The 16,172-nt window shown below is 49.3% G+C and carries 14 protein-coding genes; 6 read left to right on the forward strand and 8 right to left on the reverse strand.

Translation table 11 applies throughout. The features are described 5' to 3' along the window. Window positions 1-112: 112 nt before the first annotated feature. Window positions 113-733 (reverse strand): LysE/ArgO family amino acid transporter, encoded by a 621-nt coding sequence (locus JWH17_RS18255; protein ID WP_205224100.1) that lies wholly within the window; start codon window positions 731-733, stop codon window positions 113-115. A gap of 133 nt (window positions 734-866) precedes the next feature. Between JWH17_RS18255 and JWH17_RS18260 the strand changes: the two genes are divergently transcribed. After that, window positions 867-1,751: a LysR family transcriptional regulator ArgP gene (locus JWH17_RS18260; protein ID WP_205224101.1), complete on the forward strand. Its 885-nt coding sequence runs from the start codon at window positions 867-869 to the stop codon at window positions 1,749-1,751. 29 nt (window positions 1,752-1,780) lie between these two features. On the opposite strand, the gene JWH17_RS18265 is transcribed toward JWH17_RS18260, so the two are convergent. The 3 genes from JWH17_RS18265 to JWH17_RS18275 are packed head-to-tail and all read right to left on the reverse strand — an operon-like array spanning window position 1,781 to window position 7,624. Further along, window positions 1,781-4,897, reverse strand: coding sequence for an efflux RND transporter permease subunit (locus JWH17_RS18265; protein WP_332468445.1), 3,117 nt, complete (start codon window positions 4,895-4,897; stop codon window positions 1,781-1,783). Continuing rightward, on the reverse strand, window positions 4,894-6,156 hold the full coding sequence (locus tag JWH17_RS18270; protein ID WP_205224102.1) for an efflux RND transporter periplasmic adaptor subunit: 1,263 nt from the start codon (window positions 6,154-6,156) through the stop codon (window positions 4,894-4,896). The genes JWH17_RS18265 and JWH17_RS18270 overlap by 4 nt, the downstream gene beginning before the upstream one ends. Before the next feature lie 52 nt (window positions 6,157-6,208). Beyond that, on the reverse strand, window positions 6,209-7,624 hold the full coding sequence (locus JWH17_RS18275; protein WP_205224103.1) for an efflux transporter outer membrane subunit: 1,416 nt from the start codon (window positions 7,622-7,624) through the stop codon (window positions 6,209-6,211). A 198-nt stretch (window positions 7,625-7,822) separates the two neighbouring features. Between JWH17_RS18275 and JWH17_RS18280 the strand changes: the two genes are divergently transcribed. Both JWH17_RS18280 and JWH17_RS18285 read left to right on the forward strand, forming a co-directional pair. Next, entirely contained in the window at window positions 7,823-8,389 is a 567-nt protein-coding gene (locus JWH17_RS18280) for a type I restriction enzyme HsdR N-terminal domain-containing protein (RefSeq protein ID WP_205224104.1), read from the forward strand. Between the two features lie 5 nt (window positions 8,390-8,394). Beyond that, window positions 8,395-9,744 (forward strand): class II 3-deoxy-7-phosphoheptulonate synthase, encoded by a 1,350-nt coding sequence (locus JWH17_RS18285; protein WP_205224105.1) that lies wholly within the window; start codon window positions 8,395-8,397, stop codon window positions 9,742-9,744. 169 nt (window positions 9,745-9,913) lie between these two features. On the opposite strand, the gene JWH17_RS18290 is transcribed toward JWH17_RS18285, so the two are convergent. From JWH17_RS18290 to lptA, 4 genes are all read right to left on the reverse strand, one after another. Further along, window positions 9,914-10,366: a PTS sugar transporter subunit IIA gene (locus tag JWH17_RS18290; RefSeq protein WP_205224106.1), complete on the reverse strand. Its 453-nt coding sequence runs from the start codon at window positions 10,364-10,366 to the stop codon at window positions 9,914-9,916. A gap of 10 nt (window positions 10,367-10,376) precedes the next feature. After that, complete coding sequence (rpoN, locus tag JWH17_RS18295; protein WP_205224107.1) at window positions 10,377-11,831, reverse strand: RNA polymerase factor sigma-54; 1,455 nt, start codon at window positions 11,829-11,831, stop codon at window positions 10,377-10,379. A 71-nt stretch (window positions 11,832-11,902) separates the two neighbouring features. Next, window positions 11,903-12,634, reverse strand: coding sequence for an LPS export ABC transporter ATP-binding protein (gene lptB, locus JWH17_RS18300; protein ID WP_205224108.1), 732 nt, complete (start codon window positions 12,632-12,634; stop codon window positions 11,903-11,905). Continuing rightward, a complete protein-coding gene (gene lptA, locus JWH17_RS18305) occupies window positions 12,631-13,167 on the reverse strand; it encodes a lipopolysaccharide transport periplasmic protein LptA (RefSeq protein WP_232371175.1) in 537 nt (178 codons plus the stop codon). The genes lptB and lptA overlap by 4 nt, the downstream gene beginning before the upstream one ends. A gap of 228 nt (window positions 13,168-13,395) precedes the next feature. Here lptA and argB point away from each other — a divergent pair, with 228 nt between their 5' ends. The 3 genes from argB to JWH17_RS18320 are packed head-to-tail and all read left to right on the forward strand — an operon-like array spanning window position 13,396 to window position 16,054. Continuing rightward, entirely contained in the window at window positions 13,396-14,280 is an 885-nt protein-coding gene (gene argB, locus JWH17_RS18310) for an acetylglutamate kinase (RefSeq protein ID WP_205224109.1), read from the forward strand. Continuing rightward, complete coding sequence (locus JWH17_RS18315) at window positions 14,277-15,473, forward strand: acetylornithine transaminase (protein ID WP_205224110.1); 1,197 nt, start codon at window positions 14,277-14,279, stop codon at window positions 15,471-15,473. Before argB ends, JWH17_RS18315 begins: the two co-directional genes overlap by 4 nt. A gap of 23 nt (window positions 15,474-15,496) precedes the next feature. Beyond that, on the forward strand, window positions 15,497-16,054 hold the full coding sequence (locus tag JWH17_RS18320) for a manganese efflux pump MntP (RefSeq protein WP_205224111.1): 558 nt from the start codon (window positions 15,497-15,499) through the stop codon (window positions 16,052-16,054). Window positions 16,055-16,172: the final 118 nt, after the last annotated feature.

A 16,172-nucleotide genomic window follows, 5' to 3' on the forward strand; every position in this document is an offset into this window, starting at 1 on the left:
ATACCAACGGGACAGGTGGTCAAAAAAAACGTCATTATGTTTGTAGGTGCTTTGTGTTATTATCGTCATTATTGTTTGAAATCACAATAAAAAAATACAGAAAACAAAAGATTTACATCCCTTTTCCCTGGAAGATGAGAGCGGTGCCCAGCGTAAACATAATGAGGCCGACCAGTACATCGAGAATTTTCCACGACAAGGTGTTTTGAAAAAAGGGCGCAAGTTTGCTTCCACCAAAACCAAGTGTGAAAAACCATATAAAAGATGCCGATATGGCGCCGGCAGTAAACAGGAGGCGTTCACTGCCGCCAAAGCGGCTGCCGATACTGCCGACCAATATCATCGTATCCAGGTAGACATGAGGGTTAAGGAGGGTAACAGCTAAAGTCGCTCCAATAGCCGCAGTGAAGGAACGGCAGGTAGGTTCGGTATGTTCCAATTTTTGTGTATTACAGGCACAGGCTGAACGTAGGGAGCGGGCGGCGTACCAGAACAGAAAAAGTGCTCCTCCCCATAGGGTGATCTCTGTGAGTAGAGGGTTGGTTGATATGACGGCGCCCACACCTGAAACTCCGGCAATGATGAGGAGTGCGTCACAGAGGCAGCAGATAAGGACAATGGTGAGTATGTTATTTTTTTTAATTCCATTGCTGAGGACAAAAGCATTTTGTGCGCCGATGGCAATAATCAACGCTGCTCCTGTTGCCAGTCCGTTAAAAAATGGCATGATCATTCTTTTTCCGGTGTTTTATGATTGTTACGCGCAATTTTTTGTTCGTTTTTGAGCTGGGCCGAAGATATTCAACAATTTTGTTTTTGTAAAATTAATAGTTTTTATTATCCATTAGCAGCGTTAATAGTAAGGCATGTTTGATTATAAATTGATTAAAGCCATGGCCACGGTTGTATTGGAGCAAGGTTTCGAGAAGGCTGCGCAAAAGCTGTATATAAGCCAGTCAGCGGTCTCTCAACGGGTAAAGTTGCTGGAAGAGCAAACCGGAAGGGTTTTGCTGGTACGGTCCAATCCGCCTGTCCCTACAGATGCAGGTCGTCTTATTTTGAAGCACTACCAGCAGGTTATGAGCCTGGAAAAGGGAATGGTAGAAATGCTTGATCAGGACAGTCAGAGCACTTTTGTGCCTCTGACCATTGGACTGAATGCAGACAGTCTGGCCACATGGTTTGTGGAGGCTGTTGTCCCCTTACTTTTGACAGAACAGGTAACTCTTGATTTGCTGGTAGATGACCAGGAGCAAACTCTGAGCTATCTGAAAGCAGGCGAGGTCATGGGGTGTGTAAGCTCTCATGCACGACCTGTCCAAGGATGCACCATGCATCACCTGGGAACCATGCATTACCGGTTGCTGGCAACCAGGGATTTTTGTACGACCTGGTTCCCGGAGGGGCTGACCACCGAGGCCGCAGCAGAGGCGCCGGCAGTTGTTTTTAATCGTAAAGATGGACTCCATCAACGATTGTTGGAAGAGATCTTGACCGAGGTACCTTCTCATTTCCCTGTTCACTATATTCCTTCCTCTGAGCAGTTTGTTGAATTGATACGCAAGGGACAGGCTTATGGTAGCGTGCCTGATTTGCAGGGGTGTCAGTATTTGCTCAGTCAAGAATTGGTAGAGCTGGTACCGGAAAAAGCCTATCCGGTACCCTTGTTTTGGCATGTGTGGAGTCACCGCTCAAGGTTATTGGAAAAAATCACCAAAATTTTAACCAGGGCAGGCTGTGTAATTTTTTAGGGCAGGGCCTATTGCTCCTGAGAAAAAAATCAATTATGGGGTAGGGTAGCGCGCGAAGCACCGAGGCCCAAAAGGTTCCGGATGTCCTCAAGGATCAGGTACAGGGACGGGATTAAGACCAGGGTAATGGCAGTGGCGAAAAGAATACCAAACCCTAGTGAAATGGCCATGGGGATAAGAAAACGCGCTTGCCGGGAGGTCTCAAATATCATTGGCAGGAGACCGAAAAAGGTAGTGAGCGTAGTGAGAAGAATGGGTCTGAATCTCGATACAGCGGCATTAATGACTGCTGCATAAGCTGTGTGCCCTTGCTTGCGATTACGATTTGTAAGGTCAATCAGAACCAGTGAGTCATTGACCACTACGCCGGACAAAGCGACGATGCCGAAAAATGAAACCAGGCTAAGAGAGAATCCCATCAGCAAGTGCCCCATGACCGCTCCAACTATACCAAAAGGGATTGCTGCCATGATAATAGCCGGTTGGCTGTAACTTTTGAAAATGATGGTAAGCAGAACATAGACAAGTAACAGCGCTACCAGCATCCCCTGGGCCAAAGCTGCCATGGATTTTTTTCTATCTGCCTGTTTCCCTTCAAAGGAAAAGTTAAGCCCTCCATAGCGGGTGGACAGCTCAGGCAGTAATTCGGTTTTGAGTGCGTCAATGACCTGGTCGCTTTTTTTAGCTGGAGTAATATCAGCTGTCACTTGTATCGTTCTACGCCCATCCCGGTGCTGGATAGAAGTAAAGGCCCGGCCTGGTGTTATGCGAACGACACTTGGTAGAGGTACTTCGCCTCCATCAGGTGTGCGGAGCATCATCCTTTCCAGGGTCAGCAGTGTTTCCCGTTCATGGAGTGGGTAGCGGAGCATTATTTTTATTTCATCCCGTCCTCGGAGCTGACGGTTGATTTCGTGACCGTAAAAGGAGGCTCGTATCTGGCGAGCAACCGAATTTGGGCTCAATCCCAGTCGATATCCCAGGGCATTGAGTTGGAAATCATACTGTTGCTTTCCCAGTTCAAACCCATCTTCGATTTCACTGACTATGGGAAACGTTTGCAAAAAGGTGACAATTTCGCGGCTGGCTCCATGCAATATCTCAGGATTTCGGTGTTGGAGTTCAAGGGTGAGGCCGGCGCCGGAACCAGGGCCACCGGAGTTTGATCGAAACCGTATCGATTCTATGCCCGGCAATGTTCCCACATCTTTTCGCCAAAGATTGGTGAATTCATGGGTGGAAAGGGGGCGGATGTCAGGGGGGGTAAGGTAGATTCGTATCCATCCTGTGTTGTCATTGATCATCGATTGGGTGCCCTGTACCAGCTCACTTCCCCCGTAGTCGTCAGCTATTTTTTTTGCAGAATGAAGAAGAGTGGTAAGTGTGGCCTCCACTTTTTTAGCGGATGCCCCGACGGGCAATTCAAACGAGACATAGGCCCTGTCGGATTCTACCTTGGGAAACATGGTCATGCCCATATGCCCACTTTTGATATAAGCACCGGTCAAAAGCAGTATGATCATGGCTATGGCGGTGCTGATGTAGCGATAGCGTAGTGCTATAATAATGAGAGGGGTGAAGCTTTTTTTTATGATTTTGGTTATCCCATTGCTAATGCGTGCCTGCATCCTCTCCAGCAATACTCCAATGCGTCCTTGAAGAGGGCGCTGATGACCCAGGTGGGCCGGCAAAACAAATAAAGCTTCAATAAGAGAGATGAAAAAAACCATCCCCACGACCACCGGAATGGCACGAAAAATTTTGCCCATTACACCGGGAATAAAATAAAGCGGCATAAAGGTCACAATATTTGTCAGGACGGCAAATGTTACAGGTGCTGCCATTTCCCGGGCACCTATAAGAGCTGCCTCAAGCGTATTATATCCCAGCTGGCGAAGACGGTAGACATTTTCCCCTATGATAATGGTGTCGTCCACCACAATCCCAAGAGAAACGATAAAGGCGAACAACGAAACCATATTCACCGAAACATCAAAAAAAGGAAGAAAGAGCAGTGAGCCGAGAAAGGAAACCGGGATGCCCATGGTGACCCAGAAAGCTAACCGGGGCTCAAGGAAGAGGCCGAGCAGGAGGAACACCAACGCCAGGCCGAGGTAGCCGTTTTTGAGCAACAGATCCAGTCGTTGTTGATAGATAAGGGAGCGGTCATTGACCGTATCAACGCTGAGCCCGTCCGGCAACGTACCGCGCAATGTTTTTACCCGTTTTTTGACTGCGTCGGCTATCTCTATGGGGCCCTGGTCCCCTACTCGAAAGACCTCTATACCAATGGCGGGCAAACCATTGTAGTGCATCGCCTGGTCTGTTTCTTCAAACCCGTCTTTGATGTCGGCAATATCACCCAGTCGGAGCTGTGAGCCTTCATCGGTCATCAGAACCGGAATGGAGGCGAATTCACGGCCAACATTGCGACGTTCCTTCATCCGTAACTGTACATCGCCACTCGTTGTTTTTATGGTGCCTCCGGGAAGGTCAATCGAGCCGTTTTTGATTTTTTCGGCCAGGCTCTGCATGGTTAACCCATAGGCACGGAGTGTTTCCTGGCTCACATTCACTGCTATTTCCAGCGGACGGTTTCCCTGCAGTTCCAGCTGGGAAATGAGTGGATCAAGCAGGAGTTGATCCCTGACCATTTCCGCAGATTCCTTGAGTACGGCATCGGAAAGCGCACCAAAGAGAATCAGGGTGATAACCGAACGGCGGCGCGAGGGAATAGTTACCTTTGGTTCTTCTGCATCATCGGGAAAAGAGTTGATCCGGTCAACTTCGTTTTTGATATCAACAGCCAACTGCTGTAGGTCTGTGTCAGCCAATGCTTCAGCCGTAACCGTTCCCCTCCCCTCGACCGCAGTGCTCTGAACCTGTTCAATGCCCTCCAGAGAAGAAATCGCCTCTTCAACGGGCAGGATAATGCCGTCTACCACTTCTTCAGGGCTTGCACCGGGGTAGGCAACACTTATGTGAACTTCATCACGTTCAAATTCAGGAAAGACTTCCTGCTTAATCTGAGTGCCCCAGTAGATGCCGCCAATGAGAAAAAACAGCATGAGTATGTTTGCTGCAACAGGGTTGGTCGCCATCCAGTGAATGGGGCCTGCATGGGTGGAGTAAAGTGTGTCTTTCACAGGGAAGCTTTGGGAGGAGTAGGAGTGTTGGGAATACTAACCGAAATGTGCATACCTTGGATCGGGGCAGCCACCGTGGAGGTAATAACCAGATCTCCGTCATGCAGGCCGTGATCAATGTAGGCTTGCTCCTGGTTTTGCCAGATGACGGAGACCGGTCGAATTTCAAGGGTATTTTCCTTGGTTGCGATGAAGACGCTCTGGTCAGGGCGTACAGCGCTTCGCGGTATTTGAAAACAATTTTTAAGTGGAGTGCCGGTAATGGTTGTTCGCACAACAGAACCCAGGAGGAGGGGGATTTTGCCGGTTGATCGATCAGTGGGTTGGGCAACTTCTATCAGCACCCTGGCCATAAGTCCTTTGGGGTCTACATCACCAAGCAGGCGAATAATTTTTCCCTGCCAATAAGCAGCAGCCTCTTGGTCGCTAATGGCAGTGATTTTTACAGGCGAACCATATTTTTCATCCTCTGGGAGCAGTATGTTTGCCAGTTCCTGTTGAGCCAGGGTTGCCCGAACCCAGAAAACATCTGTGCCAGCCAGAGTGGCGATGGTGGTTTGGCTGCTGACCTGTGCCCCGACTTCGGCATTGGTATCAAGCACGATAGCGTTAAAAGGACAAAGCAATTGGGTGCGATCGAGGTTGAGCTTGGCCATGGCTACATCTGTCTCGGCAGCAGCTTTTGCTGCCTTTGCTTGCGCCAACTGCGGTTTGCGAAGGGCGAGGTCGATTGGCGCATCTTTTAAATTTACTCCTGAAAATTCCGAAATCAGTTCATATTCTCTGCGGGCAACGGACTGGTTACCTTGTTCCAGACGTAAATCCATGACAGCTTTTTCAAGATCATTGCGGCGTCGCTGATAGGTTAATTTATAATCACGCGAGTCCAATTGCAGAACAGTGTCGCCTTTTTGCAGAATTCCTCCGGGGACGAGATTCGGGTGTACATCTTCAACCGTTCCTGCGATAGCAGGCTTGAGAGCCAGCGTGTTGGCGCTCAGGACTGTACCCAATGTCTCTATCCGGCGGGGAAAGGTCGCTTGCTGAACAGGTATTGCCTTGACTACAGTCTGCATTTTGGCAGGAGGCTTACGCTCTGCTTTAGGTTTACTTTTGATAATTTGTTGAGCCATTACCAGGCCGCCGGCGCATATAAGGACAACCAGGCCAAGAGCCAAGAGGCGTTGTCCTCTTGTACGTTTGGGCGTGGGGGTGTCCGGGTGAACTGGATTTTGAATGGGCTTCTGCTCTTTACTCATGAACCTTCTTTTTGTTGTTAACTATTTGTATTGTAATAAATAAAGCCGCTGGTTACTGCTGAGCTGTCGAGAGGGGCATTGTCTCGTTTGGCACCAGCTGATCTGTCCAGGTGCCACCCAGCGCCTTGTGCAGGGTCACCCTTGTCTGAACAAGATCTCTTTCTGTGGTTATTCGGTCCTGTTCAGCGGTAATAAGATTGATTTGTTCTCTGATCACAGGAAGGTAATCGCTGAGACCGTTGAGGTATCGCCATGTCGCTTCCCGATAAGCCATCTGTGCGAGCTCGATTTGTTGGTCGATATTGGCGATGCTTTTTCGGTATTGCTGCTCAAAAACCAATGCGTCTTCTACCTCTTTGAGGGCCAAAACTACGCTCTCGCGATAGGCGGCAAGTCTTTCTTCAGCTACTGCCAGGGTTCGTTGGACCTCTGCCGACCTGGCACCGCCATCCACAAGCGGTGTCGCAAAACTTGCTGCCAGGCGGAAAAGCCAGGCGTCCAGAAGAGATTCTATAATGCTGGAGTTGTATGTTAATGCACCGGTCAGGCTGAGCTGAGGCAGTCGGTCCGCTTTTGCGGCAGCGATGGCCCAGGTTGCTCCCTGTAGTTGCAGTCCCTTGGAGCGAATATCCGGCCGCTGGGCGAGCAGATCCGCAGGAAGACCACCTGGGGGGATGGCAGGGATCGATGGGAAGAGTTGTTGCGCCGTATTAAGCGGAGCTGTGGGCGGACGGCCAATCAGGATGGCCAGCCTATGGAGTGCTGTTTGTTTTGTCCTTTCAATGGTTATGAGTGCCCCTTCAATACCGGTGATGGTTTGGTTCTGCTGGTAGACATCCAGCGCACTCGCCTTGGATGTGGCAAAACGAAGTTCAATCAGCTCCAAGAGGCGTTTGTTGAGATTAAGCTGCTTGTGCAGCTGTGCCCCCTGTTGGCGGGCACTGATAAGGTCCAGCCATGCTATGGCAATTTCAGCACTCAGGCTCATCGCGGCTGCATACACATCCTCGTTTTTAGCTTGAGCATCAAGCTGTGCCTGGTTTTTTGCTGATTTTACTCTCCCCCATAGGTCAACTTCATAGCCTACGCTGAGGCCTAAGGAAAAGTCATCTGTGTTGGTTTCGGTACCGTCCTCTTGGCCGGTACGATTGTGGGCACCGCCGGCAAGGGCATTGAGGTGAGGAAAACTGTCTGCTCCAGCTTTGCGAGCCACTGCACGTGCCTGGGCAAGCCTTGCCCATGTTTGCTGTAAGGAAAAATTATGCTGTAATCCTTCTTCTATAAGCTCGTCAAGTTCCTTGTTGTCAAATTGTGTCCACCAGGGTACAAGGTGATCTTGTTTCTCTGTGTAGAATCGATAGGTTGGCGGAACCAGGTGTGCCGCCGGCTCGGTGAGTGGGGTATGAAAATCCGTACATCCGGGCAGGAAAGCCACAAAGAGAATGAGTAAAAAAGAACGTTGATACATGCTATTGCAGTCAGTGTGGCCAAATTGATGATTGACAAAAACTCTAAGATACGATTGACTTGTACTTATCCGTCTGTAACTCACTAGATGTTTCAGTAATGAAAAGAGTGTAACAGAGCATGTGGGAGATGGCAATCAACAACGGGATTGAAACCGTCACGATTTTCAGGGCATATCAGATGATTTCCGGTACATATTATGATTGATACATCAGGCCACCATTTAGTGTATGGAGTTCTTCAGGATTACCTGACCGGCGAGGAGTTGCAAGATACTGATGACGAGCGTATTCGTCAGGATTTAATGCGCCTGCTGGTAGAGGATTTAGGATTTTCTCGTCAGGAGCTGGAACCACGATTGCAGATTGTATCGGAGTTTAATGGCAAGCGGGTGGAAACACAGATTGAGCTGACCGCCAGCGTCAACGGGAAGCGATTGTTTATTTTGCGGTATGGTGCAGGCTCATTGGTGACCAGGGAAAAAGCGGCGATTGCCGCAGCACGGATTCTTGACCCCGAGTATGCTATACCACTGGCTGTGGTCACTAACGGCAGAGATGCCGAACTCCTTGATACCGGAACCGGTAAAGTGCTTGCGACAGGCATGGGCTGTATCCCCAGTCGTGAACAGGCAGAAAAGATGAAGGAAGACTGCAGCTTTGAACCCTATTTAGATGTTGAACAGCGGGAAAGGGCACTACGGATTCTTAATGTTTTTGATGAGGAAATTTGTTGTGTGGGACTTAAGTGTAAAACTACGGAATAGAGACAATGAGTGATTTAAAGCAATGGAGTAAGTCAAGTTGGCAGCAATACGAAGCGTTACAACAACCTAACTGGCCGGATAAGGAAAAATATGAGGCCGTTGTCAGCGCTCTTGCCACCTTGCCGCCCCTTGTTTTTGCTGGTGAAATTCGTGACCTGAAGACCCTGTTGGGAAAAGCCGGTGCCGGTGAGGCCTTTTTGCTGCAAGGCGGCGACTGCTCAGAGGAATTTTCCCGCTGCACCGCGCCCAATATCAGGGAAACCTTGAAAGTATTACTGCAAATGGCTGTCATCCTTACGTATGCCGGGGATAAACCGGTTGTCAAAGTTGGGCGCATTGCCGGGCAGTATGCTAAACCTCGATCAAGCGACACTGAAAATGTCGATGGGGTTGAAATGCCCAGTTATCGAGGCGACATGGCTAACTCAGCGGAGCCTAACCTGGAAGCCAGGATTCCAGATCCTGAAAGGTTGATGAAAGGGTACAACATGTCTGCTGCAACCTTGAATCTGCTGCGGGCATTTACCCGAGGTGGTTTCAGTTCGCTGCACCGCGTGCAAGCCTGGAACCAGGAGTTTGTCAAAAGGTCTCCCATGGGGCGTTCGTACGAGCGACTGGCCAAGCAAATCAGTCATGCGCTTAAATTCATGGAAACCATAGGCATTGCAACTGATATTCCACAGATGAAGCAGGCACAGTTTTTTACCTCTCATGAAGCGCTGTTTCTGGGCTACGAAGAGGCATTGACTCGAGAAGACTCTGTAGACGGCGGCTGGTATGACTGTTCCGGGCATATGCTTTGGATAGGAGATAGAACCAGGCAGCTTGAAGGTGCCCACATAGAGTTTTTGCGCGGTGTCAACAATCCGCTGGGAATGAAAGTCGGCCCTAATCATAATATAGACGAAATACTAAGGATCCTAGACCGGCTTAACCCGGAGAACGAACCGGGACGGATGACGCTTATTACACGGTTTGGGGCTCGACAGATTGAAAAGCACTTGCCCCCCTTGCTGCGAGCCATTAAGTCGGCCGGCAAAGAGGTCCTCTGGAGCTGTGATCCTATGCATGCCAACACCTTTAATTCTGAAAGCGGGCATAAGACCAGGGATTTTGAAAATATCCTCTGCGAATTGCGCTGCTTTTTCGAACTGCACTGGTCAGAAGGCACTGTGCCGGGCGGGGTTCACTTTGAATTAACCGGTGACGATGTCACTGAGTGTATTGGTGGGGCACGAAAACTCTCTGATGCGCAGCTCAGTCAGCGCTACCTGACAACCTGCGATCCGCGTTTAAATGCTGAGCAATCGCTTGAAATGGCATTCCAGATAGCGGAGATGATCAGGACCTCATAAAATACAGTCTGTAAAAAAAATACGTTCTTTTTGCCCTGCCGGATTTTTTTTCCTGCAGGGCTTTTTTTTTGGCTGCAGGATGAGAATAGATTGTCCGGTAGTGGATAATCCAGGCGATGGCCCCGCGCCCACAAAAGGTGTCGGCTGTGGAGACCGGAAAAGAAGAGAGTTACGGCTTTTTTGAAGGGGGGGTAAAAAGGGAAACGATTTCTTGGGGGGAGTGAACTTGCAGAAGCTTGAGTCGATTCGTATGCTGTTTGAGCACGTTGCTGATATGAGCAAGTGCCTGCAGGTATTCAGAGGCGATTTCGGCCGGCGAGAGAAGGAGTGCAAACAGATAGACCGGTCGATTGTCAATGGCCTCAAAATTGACGCCCTGCATGCTGCGGCCAAAACAAAATATAATGTCCTTGAGGCCTGCAACTTTGCCATGGGGAATGGCCACCCCGTTGCCGACACCGGTGGAGCCAATCTGCTCCCGCTCAAGCAGGATAGAGTAGAGTCGTGCGCTGTCCAGGTTGTGGTAATTGTCTACAGCCATCTGTGCAAGTTCTTTGAGCGCAGATTCCTTGTTCGTAGCCTGCATGTCGAGAAGAATGCACTGTTGTTTGAACTGGAGCATGATTGTGGGTTTATTTTCTTGCTTTTCTACGGTGTTTAACCGGCAGGATTTTCATTTGGTCACGATATTTGGCAACTGTCCGGCGTGCAACCTTTATATTTTCTTCAGCAAGCATCTGTGAGATTTTGTTGTCACTGAGTGGCTTGGCCGGGTCTTCCTGTGCAACCAGTTGCCTGATCCTGTTCTTTATAGCTTCAGCAGCAACCGTATCGCCATTGGTAGTAGCAACGGCAGTGCTGAAAAAATATTTCAGTTCATAAATTCCCTGGGGAGTGTGTGCATATTTATTGGATGTCACTCGACTGACAGTGGATTCGTGCATGCCTATGTCCTCGGCTACGTCCCTGAGAATCAGGGGCTTCATTGCACTTGCCCCATGTTCGAAAAAATCCCGTTGGAATTTAAGCAGACTTTCCATCACTTTGTAGATGGTGCGCTGACGCTGCTCGATGGAGCGTATGAACCATTCAGCGTTACGCTTGTTTTCCCGCAGATACCCTCGAGACTCTGCCGGCAGCTGTTTTCTTTGTTTGAGCAGGTGAATATATTCTTTGGAGACCTGCAGTCGTGGCAGGCCATCGTCGTTAAGCTGGATAACAAACTCGTCATCGATTTTATAAATATAGACATCCGGGGTGATGTAATTGGTCTGTTCGTTGCTGTATTCGTTGCCGGGATAGGGCGTGAGTTCCTGGATGATAGCAACTGCATCTGTAACCTTGCGAATGGTGGCCCCGGTTTGCCGGGCGAGCAGCATGTAGTTTTTTGTTTCCAGCAGGCTCATGTGCTGGTCGACTATCTGGTAGGGGAGTGTGTCATAGTAGCCAAGGCGATCAAGCTGGAGCAGGAGCGCTTCTCTGATATCGCGAGCAGCCACTCCGGCCGGGTCAAGGCTCTGTACAATGCGTAGAGCACCTTCAGCCTCTTCCTCGGTGCATTCGCAATATGCAACGATGTCATTGATATCTGCATCAAGGAAACCATGACCATCAAGGTTGCCCAAGATAAAATTGGTTATGTGGGTATCCTGCTCGTTGAGCTTGAGGTGGGTCAATTGCCATTGCAGAAATTGTTCAAGGCCGGGGGCGCTGGAGATAAAATCAAACTGGGAAGGAGCGTCAGCGGGGGGCGTTTCCCGAGCAAAAGAAAAGTCTGCATCAAAGTTGTTGGCATAGTCTTCCCAGTTGGTGTCCGGAACATTCTCGGTACCATCACCCTTGACCTGGCTGGTGACAAGGGGCTCACTGGTATCGACTACTTCCGCAGCTGAAAGCGATTCCGGGTTGTTTTCTTTCTGCTCCAGTGGGGGAGCCTCTTCGAGCATGGGGTTCTGCTCAATTTCAGCCTGTAAGGCTTCTGTGAGCTCCAGGCGACCAAGCTGCAACAGTTTGATGGCCTGGCGCAGCTGAGGAGTCATTACCAGCTTTTGTGCTAACTTAAGGCTTTGTCGAAGTTCCAGTACCATGTGTTTGCCGATAGGACGATAGAAACGCCCGGTTGAGTAATAAGTTTTATTGAGAAATGTAAAATACGTCCCTACATATGGAAATTGTCGCCCAAGTACATTTTACGGGCGACAACACTTTCGATAATATCAGTGGCCACCCCGCTGGTTAATATTTTACCGCTGTTCATGATATAGGCAAAATCGCAAACCTGAAGTGTCTCTCGCACATTGTGATCGGAGATGAGTACGCCTAATCCTTTCTTTTTTAAATCCCGAATGATTTGTTGTAAATCAGCTACTGAGAGAGGGTCGACACCGGCAAACGGCTCATCGAGCAGAATGAAGCGTGGGCGTGTTGCAAGTGCTCTCATGATCTCAACCCGGCGCCGTTCTCCGCCGGACAGTGCGTGCCCCTTGTTTTCGGCAAGGTGTTCGATCTTCAGGTCTGCCAAGAGTTCGCTGATGAGATTGTTGATTTCGTTCTTGGGCAGGCCAAGTGGCTCCAGTACTATCCGAACATTTTCCTCGACCGTCAACTTCTTAAAGACTGACGGCTCTTGGGGGAGATAGGTGATCCCTCGTCTCGCGCGCTTGTGTATCGGCAAGGAGGTAATGTTCTCTCCGTCAAGGTGGATGGATCCGCTGGTGGGTCTGACAAAGCCGACGATAGAGTAGAAGGTTGTTGTTTTACCAGCACCATTAGGGCCAAGTAAGCCGACTACTGAGGAATCCTTAACCTGGAGATTAATTTGGTCGACAACTCGACGCTGCCGATATTCCTTGACAATGTTTCTTGTTTCAAGAAGGGCGGATGCTGTCATTTTTTCTTGTCGGAGTCAGGGTGAAGCACTGCTTTTACCCTGCCGGGCTTGCTTTGGTCCTGTTCAACAATGGATCTTTTTTCATCGAGATAATAGGTAATGGTTTTTCCCGTGACCATGTTTTGCCCCTGCCAGGCTTTGGCGTTGCCGGTCAGGATAACTTTTCGATCTTTGGCAAAATAGTCCATACGATTACCTGTTCCAAGCCAATCGTCTTGGACAACTTCTACATTTTTTTTACAGATCAACCGATGTACCTGACTCGAGCTTTTCTTGCCGGAGGAATTTTTTTGCTGGGTATAGTAAACCGTCATTTCGTCGGAACGAATGGTGACATCTCCTTGCCTGGCATCGACATTGCCGATAAATACAACTGAATTGGCGTCTTCCTGGGAAATCATCCGATCAGCTTCTATATGAATTGGTGCGTCTGAATCTTCTTGGGCAATAGCAGTTATACAGCTCATGAAGAGGATGGCAAAAATAGCTGATAGTATCAGTTTCTTGTTCGATAGCATCGTGTCGCGCTGCATTGGTGAACCTCAAAATATACACAAAGTTAAATTTATGGTGTCTTGGATTACTTTTTGCAAGGTGTGCATCTTACTTGGTTATTTTTGAAATGTAAAGAGTTTACAAAAGGGTCGTTTTCATCCCGTCACATAAGACAACTATTTACACCCTCGGGAACGGTGAGTACAGTGCACAATACAATATTTAGTGCATATACAAAGTAACTCTCTTTGGGGCAAAGGAAAAGAATGCAGGAAGGAATTGTTAAAGCAAAAGTGCTGGTGGAGTCTCTACCATATATTCGTGAGTTTTATGGAAAAACGGTCGTTATTAAATATGGCGGCCATGCCATGGTGGATGAAGAGCTGAAACGCAACTTTGCACTTGATGTTATCTTGATGAAATATATTGGGATTAATCCGGTTATTGTCCATGGTGGTGGCCCGCAAATTAACCGGTTCCTTGAGAAAATGCAGGTGACTCCTAATTATATTCAGGGGATGCGGGTCACTGACGGGGAAACAATGGATGTGGTGGAGATGGTTTTGGTCGGTAAAGTCAACAAAGAAATCGTTGGTCTTATCAATCATTGCGGAGGAAAAGCGGTCGGGCTGTCCGGTCGGGATGGAGACCTTGTACAGGCGCGAAAACTAACCTTGCATACCAAGCCCGATGGAATAGATCGACCACCGGAATTGATCGATCTGGGGCGGGTTGGTGAGGTAACAAAGATTAATCCCAAGATTCTTGCAACACTGAAACAAGAGGATTTTATACCTGTGATTGCTCCGGTTGGCGTTGGTGATGACGGGCAGGCGTTTAATATTAACGCCGACCTTGTAGCCGGTGCCATTGCTGCAGAGTTGAATGCTGTTAAACTTGTACTGCTCACTGACGTTGAAGGTGTGAAGGATGGCAAGGGTAAATTGATCTCTACCATTCAGCATGACCATGTAAAAGAGTTGATTGATGCTGAAGTCATCAGCGGCGGTATGATTCCCAAGGTAAATTGTTGCCAAACGTCCCTTGAAAATGGGGTAGGGAAAGCGCATATCATCGATGGCAGGCAGGAACATGCAATATTGCTGGAAATTTTCACCCGTGAGGGGATTGGAACGGAGATCGTGTCATGAGTAATGCAAGTTGGGCAGAAAGGGGCAACAAGGCTTTTATCGGAACCTACAGCCGTTTCCCTGCCATGATGACAAAAGGGAAAGGCTGCCTTCTGTGGGACGCGGATGGAAACGAGTACCTAGACTTTTTGTCCGGAATAGCCGTCTGCTCCCTGGGGCATTGCCATCCAGTGGTTACGAAAGCGATTACAGAACAGGCGCAGACGCTGGTCCATGTTTCAAACCTGTTTCATACCCAGTCTCAGATAGAATTGGCAGAATTGTTGACCGACAATACTTTTGCTGACCGGGTATTCATGTCCAATTCCGGTGCGGAGGCAAATGAAGCGGCCATTAAATTAGCCAGGCTATATAGCGGTGAAGGGCGATATGAGATTATCACCCTTTCCGGATCTTTTCACGGAAGGACGCTTGCTACGCTGGCGGCAACCGGTCAACCTAAGTTCCATGAGGGGTTTGAGCCCATTCCTGCTGGATTTGTTCACGCAGAGTTTGGCGATCCACAAAAGGTCGAGCAGCTGATCACGGATAAAACCTGTGCAATTTTTTGCGAACCGCTTCAGGGAGAAGGCGGGGTGCGCCCGCTCGATGAAAATTACCTGCAAGCACTGCGCTCCCTGTGCGATGCGCACGATCTGTTGCTCATTTTTGATGAGATCCAGACCGGGATGGGGCGGACCGGGACACTTTTTGCCTATCAGCAGACAGGAGTGGTCCCGGATATCATGACGTCGGCCAAAGCGCTGGGTAATGGACTGCCCATAGGGGCAATGCTCACCACTGGTCACATTGCAAAAGCCTTTGGAGCTGGAACGCATGGGTCAACCTTTGGCGGGAATCCGGTGGCAGCGGCTGCGGCGGTAGCAGTGATGCGGGAAATGTTGTCTGATGATTTTTTGCCGGCAGTGCAGGAGAAGAGCCGGTATTTCATCAAAAAGCTGGAAGAGGTGGCAGGCCGCTTTCCAGAGCTGGCAACAGGGGTTCGAGGTCAAGGTTTGTTGCTGGGACTCGTTTTAAGTGAAAACGGCATAGAGCATGGTGCTGGTATTGTACAGCGAATGTTTGAACGTGGGGTCGTGATTAATTTTGCAGGCAACAAGGTGCTTCGCTTTGTACCGCCATTGGTTGTAACGCACGAGGAAATCGACAAGGTCATGGATGAGCTAGTGGTTGTTCTGGCCGGGCTCGATTGAATTTGAAAAAGTAGGTACGCTCGATGGACTGGCTTTCACTTATAGCCTTGGCTGTGGCCCTTGCCATGGATGCCTTTGCGGTTGCCTTGGCTGCAGGATCGATCCTGCGGCCTTTAACATTTCGCCCCTGCTTTCGGCTTGCTTTTCATTTTGGCCTGTTCCAGGGGCTGATGCCTGTTATCGGGTGGCTTGCCGGGTTGACGATCCAGGGATTCGTGAGCAGGTGGAGCCATTGGATTGCTCTTTTACTGCTCACCGGCGTTGGTGGTCGAATGATCTATGAGGCCCTGCGCGGAGAAGAGGAAGAACGGCGCAGCTCCGATCCGAGCAAGGGACTGACCATGGTCGCTCTTTCGGTTGCGACCAGTATCGATGCCCTGGCCGTTGGTATTACTTTGGCAATGATTGATGTGGTCGTCTGGGTGCCGGCTCTTGTCATCGGTGTCATTGCCTGTGTTTTTACGGTGATAGGGTTGCTTCTGGGGTCTCGGATAGGAGGAGTTTGGGGTACGCGGGTAGAGGTAATCGGGGGGGTTGTACTTGTCTTTATCGGTTGTAAAATAGCTGTCTCCTCGCTTTGAGGGTGGTGTATCTGGAAAATCCCTTTGCAAAACTGCTGTTTTTTTGTATCAATTAAGGTTTTTACTTGGCGACTGGATGGAGTTATAGAGCAGCGTGATCTTTATAGCCCCCGGTGCC

It is taken from the genome of Desulfogranum marinum, from assembly GCF_016918565.1.
Classification (GTDB): Bacteria; Desulfobacterota; Desulfobulbia; order Desulfobulbales; family Desulfobulbaceae; genus Desulfogranum; species Desulfogranum marinum.

What these genes read in the sequence shown, in the direction of transcription:
- argB (WP_205224109.1), top strand. Translation starts at nt 13,396, where the DNA reads ATGCAGGAAGGAATTGTTAAAGCAAAAGTGCTGGTGGAGTCTCTACCA.
- JWH17_RS18275 (WP_205224103.1), bottom strand. Translation starts at nt 7,624, where the DNA reads ATGTATCAACGTTCTTTTTTACTCATTCTCTTTGTGGCTTTCCTGCCC.
- JWH17_RS18285 (WP_205224105.1), top strand. Translation starts at nt 8,395, where the DNA reads ATGAGTGATTTAAAGCAATGGAGTAAGTCAAGTTGGCAGCAATACGAA.
- JWH17_RS18290 (WP_205224106.1), bottom strand. Translation starts at nt 10,366, where the DNA reads ATGCTCCAGTTCAAACAACAGTGCATTCTTCTCGACATGCAGGCTACG.
- lptB (WP_205224108.1), bottom strand. Translation starts at nt 12,634, where the DNA reads ATGACAGCATCCGCCCTTCTTGAAACAAGAAACATTGTCAAGGAATAT.
- JWH17_RS18280 (WP_205224104.1), top strand. Translation starts at nt 7,823, where the DNA reads ATGATTGATACATCAGGCCACCATTTAGTGTATGGAGTTCTTCAGGAT.
- JWH17_RS18255 (WP_205224100.1), bottom strand. Translation starts at nt 733, where the DNA reads ATGATCATGCCATTTTTTAACGGACTGGCAACAGGAGCAGCGTTGATT.
- JWH17_RS18315 (WP_205224110.1), top strand. Translation starts at nt 14,277, where the DNA reads ATGAGTAATGCAAGTTGGGCAGAAAGGGGCAACAAGGCTTTTATCGGA.
- JWH17_RS18270 (WP_205224102.1), bottom strand. Translation starts at nt 6,156, where the DNA reads ATGAGTAAAGAGCAGAAGCCCATTCAAAATCCAGTTCACCCGGACACC.
- JWH17_RS18320 (WP_205224111.1), top strand. Translation starts at nt 15,497, where the DNA reads ATGGACTGGCTTTCACTTATAGCCTTGGCTGTGGCCCTTGCCATGGAT.
- lptA (WP_232371175.1), bottom strand. Translation starts at nt 13,167, where the DNA reads ATGCAGCGCGACACGATGCTATCGAACAAGAAACTGATACTATCAGCT.
- JWH17_RS18260 (WP_205224101.1), top strand. Translation starts at nt 867, where the DNA reads ATGTTTGATTATAAATTGATTAAAGCCATGGCCACGGTTGTATTGGAG.
- rpoN (WP_205224107.1), bottom strand. Translation starts at nt 11,831, where the DNA reads ATGGTACTGGAACTTCGACAAAGCCTTAAGTTAGCACAAAAGCTGGTA.